At 63.0% G+C, this 18,068-nt stretch carries 15 protein-coding genes and 1 tRNA gene; 5 read left to right on the plus strand and 11 right to left on the minus strand.

The genetic code is table 11. The features are described from left to right. The first annotated feature begins 155 nt into the window (after window positions 1-155). From LJ655_RS17650 to LJ655_RS17665, 4 genes are all read left to right on the plus strand, one after another. Window positions 156-332, plus strand: coding sequence for a hypothetical protein (locus LJ655_RS17650; RefSeq protein ID WP_230562537.1), 177 nt, complete (start codon window positions 156-158; stop codon window positions 330-332). A 185-nt stretch (window positions 333-517) separates the two neighbouring features. Continuing rightward, window positions 518-594, plus strand: a tRNA-Pro gene (locus LJ655_RS17655). 237 nt (window positions 595-831) lie between these two features. Beyond that, entirely contained in the window at window positions 832-1,290 is a 459-nt protein-coding gene (locus LJ655_RS17660) for a SixA phosphatase family protein (RefSeq protein WP_230562538.1), read from the plus strand. Between the two features lie 158 nt (window positions 1,291-1,448). Beyond that, window positions 1,449-2,261, plus strand: coding sequence for a GNAT family N-acetyltransferase (locus LJ655_RS17665; protein ID WP_230562539.1), 813 nt, complete (start codon window positions 1,449-1,451; stop codon window positions 2,259-2,261). Window positions 2,262-2,353: 92 nt separating this feature from the next. Here LJ655_RS17665 and ppx read toward each other — a convergent pair whose 3' ends face one another. Next, complete coding sequence (ppx, locus tag LJ655_RS17670) at window positions 2,354-4,006, minus strand: exopolyphosphatase (RefSeq protein ID WP_230562540.1); 1,653 nt, start codon at window positions 4,004-4,006, stop codon at window positions 2,354-2,356. Window positions 4,007-4,209: 203 nt separating this feature from the next. On the opposite strand from ppx, the gene ppk1 reads away from it, so the two are divergent. Then, on the plus strand, window positions 4,210-6,273 hold the full coding sequence (gene ppk1 / locus LJ655_RS17675) for a polyphosphate kinase 1 (protein WP_230562541.1): 2,064 nt from the start codon (window positions 4,210-4,212) through the stop codon (window positions 6,271-6,273). Window positions 6,274-6,392: 119 nt separating this feature from the next. Here ppk1 and phoR read toward each other — a convergent pair whose 3' ends face one another. From phoR to ftsH, 10 genes are all read right to left on the minus strand, one after another. Continuing rightward, window positions 6,393-7,706 (minus strand): phosphate regulon sensor histidine kinase PhoR, encoded by a 1,314-nt coding sequence (gene phoR / locus LJ655_RS17680; protein ID WP_230562542.1) that lies wholly within the window; start codon window positions 7,704-7,706, stop codon window positions 6,393-6,395. 80 nt (window positions 7,707-7,786) lie between these two features. Further along, the gene (gene phoB, locus LJ655_RS17685) at window positions 7,787-8,488 is read right to left on the minus strand and encodes a phosphate regulon transcriptional regulator PhoB (protein WP_230562543.1); all 702 of its coding nucleotides are present in this window, start codon (window positions 8,486-8,488) and stop codon (window positions 7,787-7,789) included. Window positions 8,489-8,514: 26 nt separating this feature from the next. After that, window positions 8,515-9,219, minus strand: coding sequence for a phosphate signaling complex protein PhoU (gene phoU / locus LJ655_RS17690; RefSeq protein WP_230562544.1), 705 nt, complete (start codon window positions 9,217-9,219; stop codon window positions 8,515-8,517). A 28-nt stretch (window positions 9,220-9,247) separates the two neighbouring features. Next, the gene (gene pstB, locus LJ655_RS17695; protein ID WP_230562545.1) at window positions 9,248-10,096 is read right to left on the minus strand and encodes a phosphate ABC transporter ATP-binding protein PstB; all 849 of its coding nucleotides are present in this window, start codon (window positions 10,094-10,096) and stop codon (window positions 9,248-9,250) included. A gap of 16 nt (window positions 10,097-10,112) precedes the next feature. Beyond that, window positions 10,113-11,009: a phosphate ABC transporter permease PstA gene (pstA, locus tag LJ655_RS17700; protein WP_230562546.1), complete on the minus strand. Its 897-nt coding sequence runs from the start codon at window positions 11,007-11,009 to the stop codon at window positions 10,113-10,115. Further along, window positions 11,006-12,007, minus strand: coding sequence for a phosphate ABC transporter permease PstC (pstC, locus tag LJ655_RS17705; protein WP_230562761.1), 1,002 nt, complete (start codon window positions 12,005-12,007; stop codon window positions 11,006-11,008). The genes pstA and pstC overlap by 4 nt, the downstream gene beginning before the upstream one ends. 181 nt (window positions 12,008-12,188) lie before the next feature. After that, on the minus strand, window positions 12,189-13,220 hold the full coding sequence (gene pstS / locus LJ655_RS17710; protein WP_230562547.1) for a phosphate ABC transporter substrate-binding protein PstS: 1,032 nt from the start codon (window positions 13,218-13,220) through the stop codon (window positions 12,189-12,191). Window positions 13,221-13,620: 400 nt separating this feature from the next. Next, a complete protein-coding gene (gene glmM, locus LJ655_RS17715) occupies window positions 13,621-14,979 on the minus strand; it encodes a phosphoglucosamine mutase (RefSeq protein WP_230562548.1) in 1,359 nt (452 codons plus the stop codon). A gap of 30 nt (window positions 14,980-15,009) precedes the next feature. After that, window positions 15,010-15,909 carry a dihydropteroate synthase gene (gene folP / locus LJ655_RS17720; protein WP_425605816.1) on the minus strand — a complete coding sequence of 300 codons (900 nt, stop codon included), beginning with the start codon at window positions 15,907-15,909 and terminating at the stop codon, window positions 15,010-15,012. Window positions 15,910-15,991: 82 nt separating this feature from the next. Further along, complete coding sequence (ftsH, locus tag LJ655_RS17725) at window positions 15,992-17,881, minus strand: ATP-dependent zinc metalloprotease FtsH (RefSeq protein WP_230562549.1); 1,890 nt, start codon at window positions 17,879-17,881, stop codon at window positions 15,992-15,994. Window positions 17,882-18,068: the final 187 nt, after the last annotated feature.

Genomic DNA, 18,068 nt, shown 5'->3' on the forward strand with positions numbered 1-18,068 from the left:
GGCGAGCGGACGCCCGCCGGCGCGCCAAGAGTCTACCCGCAAAGCACGTTGCGCGACGCCATCACGCGCGCCTCTCCCGCGCCCTTTCCATTTCGTGAGATTTCGCGAGACGTGAGCTACTATGAGCTCATGGCTGGAGCTATCAGGAGACTGCCATGGACAGTGAATCGATCGCGGGCCTGGTCGGGCTCACAATAGGCCTGCTCGTGCTGGTGGCGTTGTCGATTTTCGAATTCCGGGCCTACCGGCGCGAACACGATGGTGAGGGCATGCTGCATCACTGGGCGCATGCGCATCTGCATATGCCGCATTGGAGGCGTCCACGGCATTGACGCGGGCGATCTTCGATTCGGATCGAATGGCTTCTGGACTTGTCGGCGCGAAAGCCGGCGTCGCGTCTATCGTCGTGATAGGAGCGCATGCATTGCTGGATTCGGGCCAGTAAGAGCCGCGTGTGCGCCACACGTCATCAAGGGATTGACGCTCCAGCAAGCACCCCCTATACTCTCGGATTCGTCGGAGCGTAGCGCAGCCTGGTAGCGCATCTGATTTGGGATCAGAGGGTCGAAGGTTCGAATCCTTTCGCTCCGACCACGAAAAGCAACACGAAACCCGCGAAGCCTCCGGCTTCGCGGGTTTTTGCTTTTTGGCTCGCGTTTGGTCTTGGCTCGCGTCGGGTCTTGGCTCGCGTCGGGTCTGGGCACCCGCCTTGCACATCATCATGCGCACATGCGACAGTGCTTGCACACGTACGTTGCTCCGATGGCGCGCAATACCGAACGCAAACCCGCCGCAACGCGATCTCAAGCCAGTCAGTTAGGAGACTCCCCTATGGACCTGATCCTCTGGCGTCACGCCGAAGCCGAAGACGTCGCGGCGAGCGATCTCTCCCGCGCGCTCACCACACGCGGCCGCAAACAGGCGCAGAACACCGCGAAATGGCTGCGCGCGCGCCTGCCCGACCACGCGGTCATACTCGCGAGCCCCGCCGTGCGCACGATCCAGACCGCCGAGACGTTGAGCGACCAGTATCGCGTCGTCCGCGAACTGGCGCCGAATGCGAGCGCGGACGATGTCCTCGAAGCGGCCGGCTGGCCCGGCGGCATCGCGCAGACCGTGGTAATCGTCGGCCATCAACCGACGCTCGGCCACGTCGCCGCTCAGTTGCTCGGCGAAAGCGGCGCGAGCTGGCCGCTGAAAAAATCCGCCATCTGGTGGATCGAGAGCCGCGAGCGCGAGGGCGAAGCACAGGCGGTGCTGCGCGCCGCGATCAGCCCCGATCTGATCTGACTTCTTCGTGCGTCGCGCGACGCGTCCGGCATGACGATGGCATTTGCGAGGGCTTACAGGCAGTCATCCAATCGTCATAGCTTTGCCACGCGAGCGTCACCCCGCGTTACTACATTGGCGAAAAAAGAAATCCTCACTCTTTTTGACCAGGACCGCCAATGCGAGAACTGCCGACGCCCACCCTGCCCTTCGCCTCGCTCTTCGAATCGCGCCGTCTGCCGCGCGCCGAGGAAACGGTCACCGCGCAGCATCGCCTGCAAGTGTCGTGGGCGCGTACCGACGAAGAGCTGCGCGAAGCACAGCGGCTGCGCTACCGTGTATTTGCCGACGAAATGGGCGCTCGTCTAAGTGGCCCCGCCGGCCTCGACGTCGATGCATTTGATTCGTACTGCGATCATTTGCTGGTGCGTGATCTCGACACGCTCAAGGTAGTCGGCACGTATCGCGCGCTGCCGCCTCATCAGGCCGCGCGCATCGGCCGTCTCTACGCCGAAAGCGAGTTCGACCTGTCGCGTCTCACGCACCTGCGCGCGAAGATGGTCGAAGTCGGCCGCTCGTGCGTGCATCCCGACTATCGCAGCGGCTCGGTGATCATGTCGCTGTGGGCGGGGCTCGGCGCGTACATGCAGCACAATGGCTACGAGACCATGCTCGGCTGCGCGAGCGTCGCGATGGCCGACGGCGGACACTATGCGGCGAACCTGTATTGCTCGCTGCGCGATAACGCGCTCACCGCACCCGAATATCGAGCGTTCCCGCATACGCCGCTGCCGGTCGACGAGCTGCAGACGGGCGCCGCCGTCGCGCCGCCGCCGCTCGTGAAGGGCTATCTGCGTCTGGGCGCGAAGATTTGTGGCGCACCGGCGTGGGATCCCGACTTCAATACCGCGGACTTTCTGACACTGTTCCGTCTGTCGGAAATCAATGCGCGTTACGCCCGGCACTTCCTTGGCGACGCGTTGCCCCGATAAGTTGAGCTGAGCAATGAAAAAGCCCTGCATTTGCAGGGCTTTTTTGTTCATGCGCACGCCGCGAACCAACGCGTGCGCTGAGCCGGTTCACATCAATCGTCCGTATAAACCACACGATACGGAATCCCAACCTTCTCCCATTCCGCCGCTTCCTGGATCAGGCTGTAGTCCGTCAACGGATTGTTGGCAACCCACTCGTTGGGCAGACGCACCTCGTAACCGCCATTGGCCTGAGCGACCGTGATGCCCGGCAGGCCGACATCGGCGCGTCGACGGCACAGCAACGCCGCGAGTCGCAAGCAGAACAGCAGCGGCCATTCGACCTCGCGCGTCTGCGACAGCTTGCCTAACTTGCCTGCATGACCGAGCACGAGGGCGGCGAGGCGCGCCTGGTCGGTGCGCGAAAAGCCCGGCATATCGGCGTTGCTGGCGATATACGCCGAATGCTTGTGATACGCGCTATGCGAGATCGACAGCCCGATTTCATGCAGCGAGGCCGCCCAGCCGATGAACATGCGATTTTCCTCGCGGCGCTCTTCGTCCGGCTCGGCGAACTGATCGTAGAAGCTCGTCGACAGATCGCTGATACGGGCCGCCTGCGGGCGATCGACGCCGTAGCGGCGCATGAAGCCTTCGACCGTCACCGTGCGCATGTCCTCGTGCTGCGTCCGGCCGAGCAGGTCGTACATGACACCGAGACGCAGCGCACCGTCGGTGGTATCGACGTAATCGATGCCCAATTCGTCGAACACCGCGATCATGATCGACAGGCCGCCTGCGAGCACCGGCACGCGGTCGCTCTTTAGCGCGACCAGCTTCAGCCGGTTCACGTTTTCGGCCTTGATCAGCGCGCGCTTGAGCCGCTCGAGGCCGCCGCGCGAGATTCCGTGGGTCACGCCCGCATCGTTGAAATTGTTCGCCTCGACCAGTTCGGCGAGCGCGCGCGCGGTACCCGACGAACCGATCGCCTGCTCCCAGCCGGTTTTCTTGTACTCGGCGGAGATGATCTGGATTTCGCGGCGCGCGGCGAGCTCGGCCTGGCGCATCGTGTACTCGTCGACGTTGCCGGCCGGGAAAAACGCGCGGCTATGGCTCACGCAGCCGATATACAGGCTTTCCATCATGATCGGCGTGTAGTGCGAGCCGATGATGAATTCGGTCGAGCCGCCGCCGATATCGACGACGAGACGTGTGCCCGCACTCGCCGGCACCGAGTGCGCTGCGCCCGCATAAATCAGACGCGCTTCCTCGCGCCCCGCGATCACTTCGATCGGAAATCCGAGCGCGGCCTGTGCCTCGCCGAGAAATTCGGCCGCGTTCTTGGCGATGCGCAAGGTATTGGTCGCGACCGCGCGCACGTGGTCCGGATGAAAATCGCGCAGGCGCTCGCCAAAGCGCTTCAGCGCGTCCCAGCCGCGCACCTGCGAGGCGCGATCGAGCATCTTGTCACGCGACAACCCGGCGGCCAGCCGCACCGGTTCGCGCAAGGCATCGACCTGATAGATCTGGCTGCCCGCGTCGGTTTCCTCGACCCGGCCCACGATCAGCCGGAAGCTGTTCGAACCAAGATCGACGGCAGCGAGGAGGTGAGGGGTATGTGGCATCGGGTAAGCGTACTCCATACGCGCGAGCGCTGCGGCTGCGGCCGCTGGCGTGGCGCCGGACGCCGGCACCGCCACCCGCCTGCCCTGCGCCTTCGGCGCATGATGCGTGTCGCGGCCTGCCGCACTGTTCAAAGACGCCATTCTAAGCGTAGCAGCCTTCACGATGTCACCTCGCGGCGCAGGGAGTTCAGTATCGTCGCATAGGTAATGCGTCATATTGACGACAGAATACGATTGCGGCATAAATGTTAAAAACATTCCAGATGTCATCAGGACGTCATCAAACCGTGAGAATTTCCGAGCGTCTTTCTGTCACCATTTCAGACATTCCGATCTCACCGCCGATGTCCGTCCGCTATCCCTTATTGAATCGCGAGCTGGGCATTCTGGGTTTCAACGAGCGCGTACTGGCGCAAGCCGCCGATCCCGCCGTCCCCTTGCTCGAACGCCTCCGTTTCATCTGCATCACCAGCAGCAACCTCGACGAATTCTTCGAAGTCCGTATGGCCGGGCTCCAGGAACAGATGCGCGACAACCCCGGCGCATTGTCTCCCGACGGCATGTCGCTGCAGCACGCGTACGACCTTGTGGTCGAGCGCGCGCAGAAGCTCGTGCATCGGCAGTACACGATGTTGCAAGACACCGTGCTCACCGCGCTCGAACAGGAAGGCATTTATTTCCACGGCACCGAAGCATGGAGCGACGCGCAGACCGAATGGGCGTGCAACTACTTCTTCGACGAACTGCTGCCGGTGCTCACGCCGATCGGCCTCGATCCCGCGCATCCGTTTCCGCGGGTGCTCAACAAGAGCCTGAACTTCGTCGTCGAACTCGAAGGCAAGGACGCGTTCGGCCGTCAGGCGATGATGGGCATCGTGCAGGCGCCGCGCGCGCTGCCGCGGCTCGTGCGCATGCCCCAGGAACTGTCGGGTTACCCGCATGGCTTCGTGCTGCTGAGCTCGCTGCTCCAGCGCTTCGTCAACGAGCTGTTTCCGCGGCTGGTCGTGCGCACCTGCAATCAGTTTCGCATCACGCGCAATAGCGAACTGTTCGTCGACGAAGACGAAATCACCAATCTGCGCGTTGCGTTGCAGGGCGAACTGCCGGCGCGCCATCTCGGCAATGCGGTGCGGCTCGAAGTATCGGCGGAAACTCCCGCGCATGTGGTGCAGCGCCTGCTCGACGAAAGCGGTCTGTCCAACAAGGACTGCTACTACGTGAACGGCCCCGTCAATCTGGTGCGGCTGATGCAGTTGCCCGAGATGGTCGACCGGCCCGATCTGAAGTTCGTGCCGCACATTCCGTCGACGCCGCCGCAGATCGCCAACAGCGCCAGCATGTTCGACGTGATCGATCAGGGCGACGTGCTGCTGCATCACCCGTACGAGAGTTTCCAGCCGGTGCTCGAGTTGCTGCTCCAGGCGGCCAAGGACCCGAACGTGGTCGCGATCAAACAGACCATCTACCGCACTGGCACCGACTCGCCGCTGATGGACGCGCTGATGCAGGCCGCCCGCAACGGCAAGGAAGTGACGGTGGTCGTCGAGCTGCTCGCCCGCTTCGACGAGGAAACCAATATCAATTGGGCCTCGCAGCTCGAAGCGGTCGGCGCGCATGTGGTCTACGGCGTTGTCGGCCACAAGTGCCACGCGAAGATGATGCTGATCGTGCGACGCGTGTTGACGGACGGCAAGTCGACGCTCAAGCGTTACGTGCACCTCGGCACCGGCAACTATCATCCGCGCACCGCGCGCCTCTATACCGACTTTGGTCTGATGACCGCCGATCAGAAAATCTGCGAGGACGTGCACCACGTGTTCCAGCAGCTGACCGGCATCGGCGGTGAGCTGAAGCTGCACGAGCTCTGGCAGTCGCCGTTCACGCTGCATCCCAAGCTCATCGAGGCGATCCGCAGGGAAGCCGAGCATGCGCGCGCGGGCAGGAAGGCGCGCATCGTCGCGAAGATGAACGCGCTGCTCGAACCGACGGTGATCGCTGAGCTCTACGAAGCATCGCAGGCCGGCGTGAAGATCGATCTGATCGTGCGCGGCGTGTGCTCGCTGCAGCCCGGCGTGGCAGGGCTCTCCGAGAACATCACGGTGCGCTCGATCGTCGGACGCTTTCTCGAACACCACCGCATCTACTACTTCTACGACGGCGGCAAGGAGCAGGTCTATCTGTCGAGCGCCGACTGGATGGATCGAAATCTGTTCCGGCGCGTCGAAGTCGCATTCCCGGTGAATAACCGGCGCCTGAAACGGCGCGTGATCGCGGAAGGGCTCTCGGCGTTTCTCGGCGACAACCAGTCGGCCTGGTTGATGCAAAGCGACGGCCACTATCGCCGGCGTCGCCCGGGCAAGTCGTCGCGCAACGCGCAGATGAGTCTGCTAGGCAGGTTCTGTTCGTAGCCACCCGCGGGTCGGAGTGCTCACCGCGAATGCGGCCACTCCGGGATGAGCGAGCATAAAAAAACCGCCTTTCGCAGGCGGTTTTTTTCATGGACCGGCGCTCTCGCCGACTGCCGCACTCACACCTGCGCAGTCTGGCAACGCGCCGTTCGGGACGCCGGAAAGCGGACCGTGAACGTGCTGCCGCGCCCTTCTTCACTCTTCACCTCGAGTTGCGCGTCGTGTCGCTGCAGCACGTGCTTGACGATCGCAAGGCCGAGCCCGGTGCCGCCCGTGTCGCGCGAACGGCTGCGATCGACACGATAGAAGCGCTCGGTGAGCCGCGGGATATCGGCTGCCGGAATGCCAAGGCCGCTATCGGCCACCGAGAACACCGCATGGCCGCCGAGCGCGCGCCAGCTCACCTTGATCGAGCCGCCATCTGGTGTATAGCGGATCGCATTCGTGACCAGATTGCCGAACGCGCTGAGAATCTCGGTTTCGACGCCGGTAACGGTCAGCGATTCATCGGCGTCGAAGACGATCTTGTGATGATCGCCGGAGAGGCTCTGTGCATCGTCCTCCAGATGCCGCAATACTGCTTGCATGTCGATCATCTGATCGCTCGGCGGCCTGTTGTCGCCCTCGAGCGTCGCGAGTACGAGCAGATCGCTGACGATATGACGCATGCGCGACGCCTGCTGCTCCATCAGGTCGAGATAGCGCGCCCGCTCGGCTTCGCTCAGCGGCAGCTCGCGCATCGTTTCGAGAAAACCGGACAGCACGGTGAGCGGGGTTTTCAGCTCGTGCGATACGTTGGCGACGAAGTCGCGCCGCATCGCATCGGTGCGTTCGAGCTCGGTGATGTCCTGCGACAGCACGAGCTTGCGATTGTCCCCATACGGAAACACCTGCACCGACAGCACGTTCTGGCGCTTCTCGCCCATGCCGCGCATGATCAGCATTTCCTCATACCGGTGCGAATTCAGGTAGCGCACGAAATCCGGATGACGCACCAGATGCGTGATGTGCTGACGCAGATCGCGCTTCGCGTCGAGCCCGAAGTGGCTTTCGGAAATGGCATTGCACCATTCGATCTGATCGTGATCGTCGAGCATCGCGACGCCGTTCGGCGACGCCTGGATCGCCTGGATGAAACGCGAATGCTGCTGCTCGACCTGGCGCACCTGGGCGTGCCAGCGCTTCGCAAGCTTGTGCAGACGGTAGTAGATTTCGCCCCAGATGCCGGGGGCGCTCGGCACTTCGCCGTACACCGGCGCATCGAGCAGACGCCAGAGGCGCTGCTTGTGGAAGGTACCGAAGAAGCTCTGTGCGAGCAGCATGGCGATGGCGAGGGCGAGGCCCGCCTTGACGTTCACCAGTGCGCCGACCACCGCGCACAGAACAGCAAGCAGCACGACGGACACGATGGAGCGCGCCCAGATGATGTTCATGGTCTAGCGATCGAAGAGAAAGTACGGCGCAGGAGGAAAGTGTCGCGGCACAGCGCAACGCGCTGCACCGCCGGCGGCTGTCAGGCGCTCTTCGCCAGCCGGTAGCCGCTGCCGCGTACCGTTTCAATCATAGCATCGCACCCGGCCGGCTTGAGTGCCGCACGCAGACGCTTGATATGCACGTCGACGGTACGCTCCTCCACGAACACGTGATCGCCCCACACCTGGTCGAGCAGTTGGGTGCGACTATGCACGCGCTCCGGGTGCGTCATGAAGAAGTGCAGCAGACGGAATTCGGTCGGGCCGAGATCGAGCTTGATCTCGTTGCCTTGCGCATGCGCCGCGACGCGATGCGTGGCCGGATCGAGCCTCAGGCCGTTGATCGCTACAACGTCTTCGGTCAGCTGCGGCGCGCGGCGGCGTAGCACCGCCTTGATGCGCGCCATCAGCTCTTTCGGCGAGAACGGCTTCGTCACGTAATCGTCCGCGCCGATTTCGAGGCCGAGCACCTTGTCCTGCTCGTCGCCGCGCGCGGTCAGCATGATGATCGGGATATGCTTGGTGCGCTCGTTGTTGCGCAGATCGCGCGCGAACGAAATGCCCGATTTGCCCGGCAACATCCAGTCGAGCAGCACGAGATCGGGTAGCACGTCGCTGATCAGGTTGTGTGCCTGCTCCGCGTTGTACGCGCGAATCGGGCAGTGCCCGGCGTGTTGAAGATTGACCGAAATCAGTTCGGAAATGGCGGGCTCATCTTCAATGACGAGAATGCTGCTGGGCATCGACACCTCTGTTCCTTATCTCTGGATTAGCTGAGCGCTTCGCGTTCGAGCGTGTCGCGCGACTGATGCCGCACGTCGGTGCCCTTCACGATGTAGATGATGAATTCAGCGATGTTCTTCGCATGGTCGCCGATCCGCTCGATCGCCTTCGCGATGAACAGGAAGTCGAGGCCGACCGAGATCGAACGCGGATCTTCGGTCATATACGAAATCAGCTTGCGCACGAACGCACGGAATTCCTCGTCGATCGCCTTGTCATCGCGCACGATCTGCGCGGCAGCGACCGTGTCGAGACGCGCGAACGCGTCGAGCGCGCGGCGCAGGATCGACACCGCCATCTCGCCGGAGAGCTTGATCTCGGCGATATTGATGGTGCGCGACGCGCCGTCTTCCATCAGGCGCTTGGTGCGCTTCGCGATCTTTTCGGCTTCGTCGCCGGCGCGCTCGAGGTTCGTGATGGTCTTCGAGATCGCGATCAGCAAACGCAGATCGCGCGCGGCCGGCTGACGGCGCGCGATGATGTTGCTGCACTCCTCGTCGATCTCGACTTCCATCTTGTTCAGACGATCTTCGGTGGCGATGACCTGCTCGGCGATACCGAGGTCGAATTCGTTGAGCGCCTGCATCGCGTTGACGATCTGCGATTCGACGAGGCCGCCCATTTCGAGCACTTTCGACGAAACGAGATTCAGGTCGGCGTCGAACTGGCTGGACAGATGTTTATCGGACATGTCGTACTCCGTTGTATTGCCCGGCGGATCAGCCGAAGCGGCCAGTGATGTAGTCCTCGGTTTCCTTGCGGACCGGCTTGATGAAGATCTTTTCGGTGTCGCCGAATTCGATCAGTTCACCAAGGTACATATAGGCAGTGTAGTCCGAACAGCGGGCCGCCTGTTGCATGTTGTGCGTGACGATCACGACCGTGTAGTCGCTCTTGAGCTCGGCGATCAGCTCTTCGATACGGCCCGTCGAAATCGGGTCGAGCGCCGAGCACGGCTCGTCGAGCAGCAGTACTTCGGGCCGAATCGCAATGCCGCGCGCGATGCACAGACGCTGCTGCTGGCCACCCGACAGACCATAGCCGCTCTGGCCGAGCTTGTCCTTCACTTCGTTCCAAAGCGCCGCCTTGGTCAGCGCCCACTCGACGCGGTCGTCCATTTCCGAGCGCGACAGCTTCTCGAACATCTTCACGCCGAACGCGATGTTGTCGTAGATCGACATCGGAAACGGCGTCGGCTTCTGGAACACCATGCCGATGCGCGCGCGCAGCAGCGAAATGTCCTGGCGCGTGGTCAGCAGGTTCTCGCCGTCCATCACGATTTCGCCTTCCGCACGCTGCTCAGGATAGAGCGCGTACATCTTGTTGAAGGTACGCAACAACGTGGACTTGCCGCAGCCCGACGGGCCGATGAACGCGGTCACCTTGCCTTCGGGAATCTCCAGATTGATGTTCTTCAGCGCGTGATACTTGCCGTAGAAGAAGTTGAGGTCCTTGACCTCGATCTTCGGACGCGACGGAGTCTGCGCCTGAGCGCCGTGTTCGGGGTCGGAGCCCGCGGGCGCGGCTGCGTGCCCGATCGGATTGAGTTGGGTTTCTGCCATGTTCATCGGATTCACTCCGCCCTTACTTGTTCGAGAAGATCGTGCGCGCGAGGATGTTCAATCCCAGCACCGCGAGCGTGATCAGGAAGACGCCGGCCCACGCGAGCGATTGCCACTGCGCGAACGGGCTCATCGCAAACTTGTAGATCGTGACCGGCAGGTTCGCGAGCGGCTGGCCCATATCGACCGTGAAGAACTGGTTCGACAACGCGGTGAAGAGCAGCGGCGCGGTTTCGCCGGCGATCCGGGCAACACCGAGCAGCACACCGGTGACGATGCCCGCGATCGACGCCTTCAGCGTGATCGCCAGCACCATCTTCCACTTCGGCGTGCCGAGCGCGAACGCGGCTTCACGCATCGCGTTCGGCACGAGCTTCAGCATGTTTTCGGTCGTGCGGATCACGATCGGAATCTGCAATAGCGCCAGCGCGAGCACGCCGGCCCAGCCGCTGAAGTGGCCCATCTTCGCGACGACGAGCGCGTAGACGAACAGACCGATCACGATCGACGGCGCCGACAGCAGGATGTCGTTGATGAAGCGCGTAACGTTCGCGAGCCAGCTCTTCTGGCCGTATTCGGCGAGATAGACACCGGCCATGATGCCGATCGGCGTGCCGACGAAAGTCGCGAGCCCCACCAGCAGCAGGCTGCCGACGATCGCATTGGCGAGACCGCCGCCGTCGGTGTTCGGCGGCGGCGTCGATTGCGTGAACAGGTCGAGCGACAGACCGCCGATTCCGAGACGCAGCGTCGTATAGAGAATCCACACGAGCCACAGCAGACCAAACGCCATCGCCGTGAGCGATAGCGTCAGCGCGACCGCGTTCGTCAGGCGCCGGCGTCCTTGCAGGCGCGCGCGCATCGTTTGGAGCGTCGCAGGGTCCTTCAGACCCGGCATGTTCAGGGACGGCCCGCTCATTTCGCGCCCTCCCCTTTCTCGAGACGCAGCAGCATGATTTTAGAAATCGACAGCACGATGAACGTAATCACGAACAGGATCAGGCCAAGCTCCATCAGCGCCGAGGTATGCAGGCCCGGGTCCGCTTCCGCGAACTCGTTGGCGAGCGCGGACGTGATGCTGTTGCCCGGCGAAAACAGCGAAATATTGTCGAGCAGATTGGTGTTGCCGATCACGAACGTGACCGCCATCGTCTCACCCAGCGCGCGACCGAGGCCGAGCATGATGCCGCCGATCACGCCGCTCTTGGTGAACGGCAGCACGATCTTCCACATCACTTCCCACGTCGTGCAGCCGATACCGTACGCCGATTCCTTCAGCAGCACCGGCGTGACTTCGAACACGTCGCGCATCACCGATGCGATATACGGAATGATCATGATTGCGAGGATCACGCCTGCGCACAGAATACCGATGCCGATCGGCGGACCCGCGAACAGCGCGCCGATGATCGGAATGCCGCCGAGTACCGCGCCGAGCGGCTTCTGGAACCACGTCGCGAAGATCGGCGCGAACACGAGCAGGCCCCACATGCCGTACACGATCGACGGAATCGCGGCGAGCAGCTCGATCGCGATGCCGAGCGGCCGGCGCAGCCATGTGGGCGACAGCTCGGTCAGAAAGAGCGCGATGCCGAAGCTGACGGGCACCGCGATGATGAGCGCGATGATCGACGTCGCGACGGTGCCGTAGATCGGCACGAGCGCGCCAAATTGCTTGCTGGGCGGATCCCAGACTGCGGTCCACAGGAACGCGAGACCGAACTCGCGAATCGACGGCATCGAGGAGATGATCAGCGAGACGATGATGCCGCCGAGCAGCAACAGCGTAACGATGGCGGAAAGGCGTGCGAGGCCGCCGAAGATCACATCGCCGGAGCGGCCAGGCGCTTTCTGCTGCGACGCACTGCCGGGCGGAGTGGCCCGGCCCGTGCCGGACGCCAGATGAATATCGGACATGAGAGCCTGAAGGACCTGATTCCAGTTGCCGGACGACACATGTCGGGCGGCCGATGACGCCTGCGGCGCATGCCGCGTGAAAGCCATCGGCCGTCCTCATTCGAGGACGGCCGGGGTACTGCAGGGCGCGTCGACCGACCGCGCCCGCGCTATCGAGGCGCTTGTGCCTCGCTTTTGCCTGTTACTCGGCGAGCGACTTGCCTGCCGAATCCTTCACCTTCTGCTTCCACTGCGTACGGATTTCCGAAACGACCGATTCCGGCAGCGAGATGTAGTCCAGATCGTTCGCGGCCTGACCGCCGTTCTTGAACGCCCAGTCGAAGAACTTCAGCGTTTCCGTGCCTTGCGGCGCCTTCTCCTGCGTCGTGTGCAGCAGCACGAACGTCGCGCCGACGATCGGCCATGCGTTCTTGCCCGGCTCGTTCGTGAGGATCTGGTAGAACGACTTCGACCAGTCAGCGCCAGCAGCCGCTGCCTTGAAGGTCTCGGTCTGCGGCTGAACCACTGCGCCGGCTTCGTTCTTCAGCGCGACGTAGTTCATGTGGTTCTGCTTCGCGTACGCCCATTCCACATAGCCGATCGAACCCGGCAGACGCTGCACGAATGCCGCGACGCCGTCGTTGCCCTTGCCGCCCGTGCCGGTCGGCCAGTTGACCGTCGAACCTTCACCGACCTTCGCCTTCCATTCCGGGTTGACCTTCGACAGGTAGTTCGTCCAGATGAAGCTGGTCCCCGAACCGTCAGCGCGGCGCACCACGGCGATGTCCAGATCCGGCAGCTTGACCTTCGGGTTCAGCGCAACGATAGCCGGGTCATTCCACTTTTTGATCTTGCCGAGATAGATGTCGCCGAGCACTTCACCCGAGAGCACCAGTTCGCCCGGCTTCACGCCCGGCACGTTGACTGCCGGCACCACGCCGCCGACCACCGTCGGGAACTGGAACAGGCCTTCCTTGGCGAGTTCGTCGTCTTTCAGCGGAGCGTCCGAACCGGCGAAATCGACGGTCTTCGCGACGATCTGCTTCACGCCGCCCGACGAACCGATTCCCTGGTAGTTGACCTTGCCGCCGCCGGACTTCTGATAGGCGTCAGCCCACTTCGTGTAGATCGGTGCCGCGAACGTGCTGCCCGCGCCCGTGATGTCTGCGGCTTGCGCTGCAATTGCGAAGAGCGCGCCAGCGACGCCAGCGAACACGGTTTGCATCAATTTCATGAGACCTCCAAGGCAGTGTGAGCGTGTGGTGTGAGCGTGAAACTTGAACACCGCGAAGCTTAGGGTCTCTTTATGACAAAAACGTGACTAACCGTGAAACGCGTATGACACTTATATTACCGGGTGAAAGGTGCCGAAGCTGCCACATTGCCGCCGTGACGATGTACTTTGCATCGCCTCCTCTAAGGTAGGCGAAAAAGATGGGGCGTGAACGTTTGCGCCCAGCGTGGAGGATGGTGTTTTGCGCGGGATGTGCCGCTCTTCGGGCGGCTGGGGAACGCGTCTTCGTTTGAGGGTGAATGCCGGCCACGCGGTTCGCGGCACCGCTGAGGCAACTCTGGTTGGGCCGACCGGACAGGCGACGGCGGGCACGGCCCGCCTTCGCCTGTCCGTGTATCGATCAGGTCGTCGCTTCCCGCACCGCGTCGGCAATCGCTTCGGAATGCTGAACCGCGTCCGCGACGTTCTGCGCCTCGACCATCACGCGCAGTACGGGCTCGGTGCCCGACGCACGGATCAGCACGCGGCCGCGCCCGTCAAGCGCGCCTTCAGCCATCTTGATCGCCCGGCGGATCGTCTCGCTGCCCTTCCAGTCCGCGCCGGGCTTCATGCGAACGTTGATCAGCTTCTGCGGGAACAGCGTGACGCCGTCGAGCAGATCCGCGAGCGACTTGCCGCTGCGCTGCATCGCCGCCAGCACGAGCAGCGCGGACACGATGCCGTCGCCAGTCGAATGGCGATCCAGCGACAGAATATGGCCCGAGCCTTCCGCGCCAAGCTGCCAGCCGTGCTCGCGAAGCTGTTCGAGCACATAGCGGTCGCCGACCGCGGCGCGCACGAACTTCACGCCGGTGCGTTGCAGCGCGACTTCCACGGCCATGTTGGTCATCAGCGTGCCGACCGCCCCTTCCACGTGGCCGGCGGTCGCGATACGGTCCTTGACCAGCACGTACAACAGCTCGTCGCCGTTGAACAGGCGCCCGGACCCGTCAACGACCTGCAGACGATCGGCGTCGCCATCGAGCGCGATACCGAGGTCCGCGTGGTTCGCGCGCACCGCGCGGATTAGCGCATCCGGCGCGGTCGCGCCGACGCCGTCGTTGATGTTGAAGCCGTTCGGCGAGACGCCGATCGGGATCACTTCTGCGCCGAGTTCATGGAACACATGCGGCGCGACGTCATACGCGGCGCCGTGAGCGCAATCGACGACGAGCTTCATGCCGCGCAGGTCGTACGCGGCCGGGAACGTGCTCTTGCAAAACTCGATGTAGCGGCCGGCCGCGTCGTCCAGACGGCGTGCCTTGCCCAGGCGCTCGGAAGTCGCGCACGCGAGCGGCAACTCCAGTTGCTCCTCGATTTGCGCCTCGACGTCGTCGGGCAGCTTGTTGCCGTCGGCCGAGAAAAACTTGATGCCGTTGTCGTAGTACGGGTTGTGCGACGCGCTGATCACGACGCCCGCGGCAAGCCGCAGCGCGCGCGTCAGATAGGCAATGCCGGGCGTCGGCATCGGGCCGGCCAGCATCACATCGACGCCGGCTGCCGAGAAGCCCGATTCGAGCGCGGCTTCGAGCATGTAGCCCGACACGCGCGTGTCCTTGCCGATCAGCACCGTCGGGCGAGTGCCCGTCTTCGCCCACTGGTCGGCGCCTGCCAGCACCTTGCCGGCAGCGTAACCCAGCCGCAACACGAATTCCGGCGTGATTGGCCCTTCGCCGACCTTACCCCGAATGCCGTCCGTTCCGAAGTAACGACGTGCCATATTTGATCCCCCTTGTATGTGGCTGCGGGTTCAACCGTGCGCGCGGCTCGCATTGGCCGCGTCGCGCAGGGTTGCCCATATTTTCAATGCGTCGACGGTTGGTGCGACGTCATGTACACGCAGAATCGCCGCGCCGCGCTCGGCCGCGCACACCGCCGCGGCGATGCTGGCAGAGAGGCGCTCGGGCGCCGGGCGCCCGGTCACCGCGCCGAGCATCGACTTGCGTGACAGACCCGCAAGAATCGGATACGGCGACGCGGCGCGCGGCGCGGTGTCTCGCAGTTGCGCGAGCAACGCGTAGTTATGCTCGATAACGGCCTTGCCGAAGCCGAATCCCGGATCGACACTGATGCGCTCTCGCGCAATCCCCGCCTGCTGCAACGTTGCGACACGTTCTTCGAGGAAGTGACGCACGTCGCTGACCACGTCGTCGTAATGCGGCTCGCCGAGCTGCATGGTCTGCGGCTCACCGAGCATGTGCATCACGCAAAGGCCGCAGTCGCTGTCGCGCACCGCGTCGATGGCGCCGGGCATGCGGAAGCCCCAGATGTCGTTGATCAGGTCGGCGCCCGCGTTCAACGCTTGACGCATCACTTCCGGCTTGTATGTATCGACCGACAACGGCACGTTCGCGCCGCGGAGTTGCTCGACGAGCGGCAGCACGCGCTCCAGCTCATCGTCGAGCGGCACCGGCGGCGCGCCAGGACGCGTCGATTCGCCGCCGATATCGATGATGTCCGCGCCTTCGAGCATCATGCGCTCAGCCTGGCGCAGCGCATCGCCGCGCATCGCGAACTTGCCGCCATCGGAGAAGGAATCGGGTGTGACGTTCAGGATGCCCATGACCAATGGGCGTTCAAACGTCAGCTTGAAGCGGCCGCATTGCAGCGGCTCTGGTGAGGGAACGGAAGAAGATTCGACTTTCGACACGTAGCAGTGCTTCACTTGGAACGGATGAATGCAAACGGGCCGGTGTGTAGCACACCGGCCCGCACTTTCTACTGATAACCGATCAGGCCGGCGCCGTTGCGCTGCCCGGCTTGACTTCGGCGCCCGGGCTGCCGCCCGACGAGGTGTCGCTTGCCGACGGCGGCGAGCTCTTTGGCGAACGCGGCGGACGGCCTGCCATGATGTCGTTGATCTGATCGGCGTCGATCGTTTCCCACTCCATCAGCGCGGCGGTCATCGCCTCGACCTTGTCGCGGTTCTCCTCGAGCAGGCGCCGCGCGAGATTGTACTGCTCGTCCAGCACACGGCGGATTTCCGCGTCGACCTTCTGCTGCGTCGCTTCCGAAATGGTCCGTGTAAAGCCGCGACCGAACGGCGAAGCGTCGTTCTCGTCGTCGACATAGACCATCGGTCCGAGCGCGTCCGTCATGCCGAAGCGGGCGACCATCGCGCGAGCCGTCTGCGTCGCCTTGTTGAAGTCGTCCGACGCGCCCGTGCTGATCAGGTTCAGGAACAGCTCTTCCGCGACGCGGCCACCGAACAGGATGGCGAGGCGATCGAGCAGGTAGTCCTTCGAGTACGTTTCGTTGTCATGCTCCGGCAACTGCCACGTAACGCCCAGCGCTCGGCCGCGCGGAATAATCGTGACCTTGTGCACCGGATCGGCCTTCGGCAACAGCTTCGCGATCACCGCGTGACCCGATTCGTGATACGCCGTAGCACGCTTCGATTCTTCGCGGATCACGGCCGACTTGCGCTCCGGGCCCATGAAGATCTTGTCCTTCGCGTCTTCGAAGTCCGTCATTTCGACGATACGCTTCCCGCGGCGCGCCGCGAATAGTGCTGCTTCGTTGACGAGGTTCGCGAGATCGGCGCCCGAGAAACCGGGCGTGCCGCGCGCGATTACTGCCGCGTCGACATCGTTCGAGATCGGCACCTTGCGCAGATGGACCTTCATGATGTGCTCGCGGCCGCGGATATCGGGCAGACCGACATACACCTGACGATCAAAACGACCCGGGCGCAGCAGCGCCTTGTCGAGCACGTCCGAACGGTTCGTCGCGGCGATCACGATGACACCCGAGTTCGCCTCGAAGCCGTCCATTTCGACGAGCATCTGGTTCAGCGTCTGTTCGCGCTCGTCGTTACCGCCGCCCATCCCGGCGCCGCGATGACGACCGACCGCGTCGATTTCGTCAATGAACACGATACACGGTGCGTGCTTCTTGGCCTGTTCGAACATGTCGCGCACGCGAGCCGCGCCAACACCGACGAACATTTCCACGAAGTCGGAGCCCGAAATGCTGAAGAACGGCACCTTTGCCTCGCCGGCGATAGCACGGGCAAGCAGCGTCTTACCGGTTCCCGGCGGGCCGACGAGCAGCACACCGCGAGGAATACGACCACCGAGTTTCTGGAATTTCTGCGGATCGCGCAGAAAGTCGACGAGTTCCGACACTTCTTCCTTGGCTTCGTCGCAGCCGGCAACGTCGGTGAAATTGATTGCGTTGTTGTTCTCGTCAATCAGCCGCGCGCGCGACTTGCCAAACGAGAAGGCACCGCCTTTGCCGCCCCCCTGCATCTGTCGCATCATGTAAAACCAGAAGCCGATGATCAGGATCGTCGGTCCGAGGTAATACAGCACGGACATCAGTGCATTAGGTTCGTCGTCAGCCTTGCCGCTCACCTGTACGCCATACTTCATCAGATCGCCGACCATCCAGATGTCGCCGGGCGACACGATCTGGTACTTCTGGCCGTCTGCTGGAGTGACCGTGAGGTTCCGCCCCTGGACAATGACGTTCTTGATTTTGCCGTTCCTCGCGTCGTCCATGAACTGCGAATAGGAAACGCCTTCCTGAACACGGGGCTTGTCGAACTGCTTGAACACCGTAAACAGCACCAGTGCGATTACCAGCCACACTGCTGCTTTCGAAAACATATTGTTGTTCAAAGCACCACTCCTTCACTTAGACGGGCGCCTACATTTGCCTTGCGGCACCACGAAAGCATTCTAATCCAGTCCGAAGACCCCTGCCATAACGTTTCGCTACCGCCAAAAAGGGTAGCGGCCGGCTCGTCGCCGCTCTCCGGCGTATCGGGCTCAGTATTGGCAGAGGTGGAACCGTCCTGCCGCGCCC

It is taken from the genome of Paraburkholderia translucens (assembly GCF_020881035.1).
GTDB lineage: Bacteria > Pseudomonadota > Gammaproteobacteria > Burkholderiales > Burkholderiaceae > Paraburkholderia > Paraburkholderia translucens.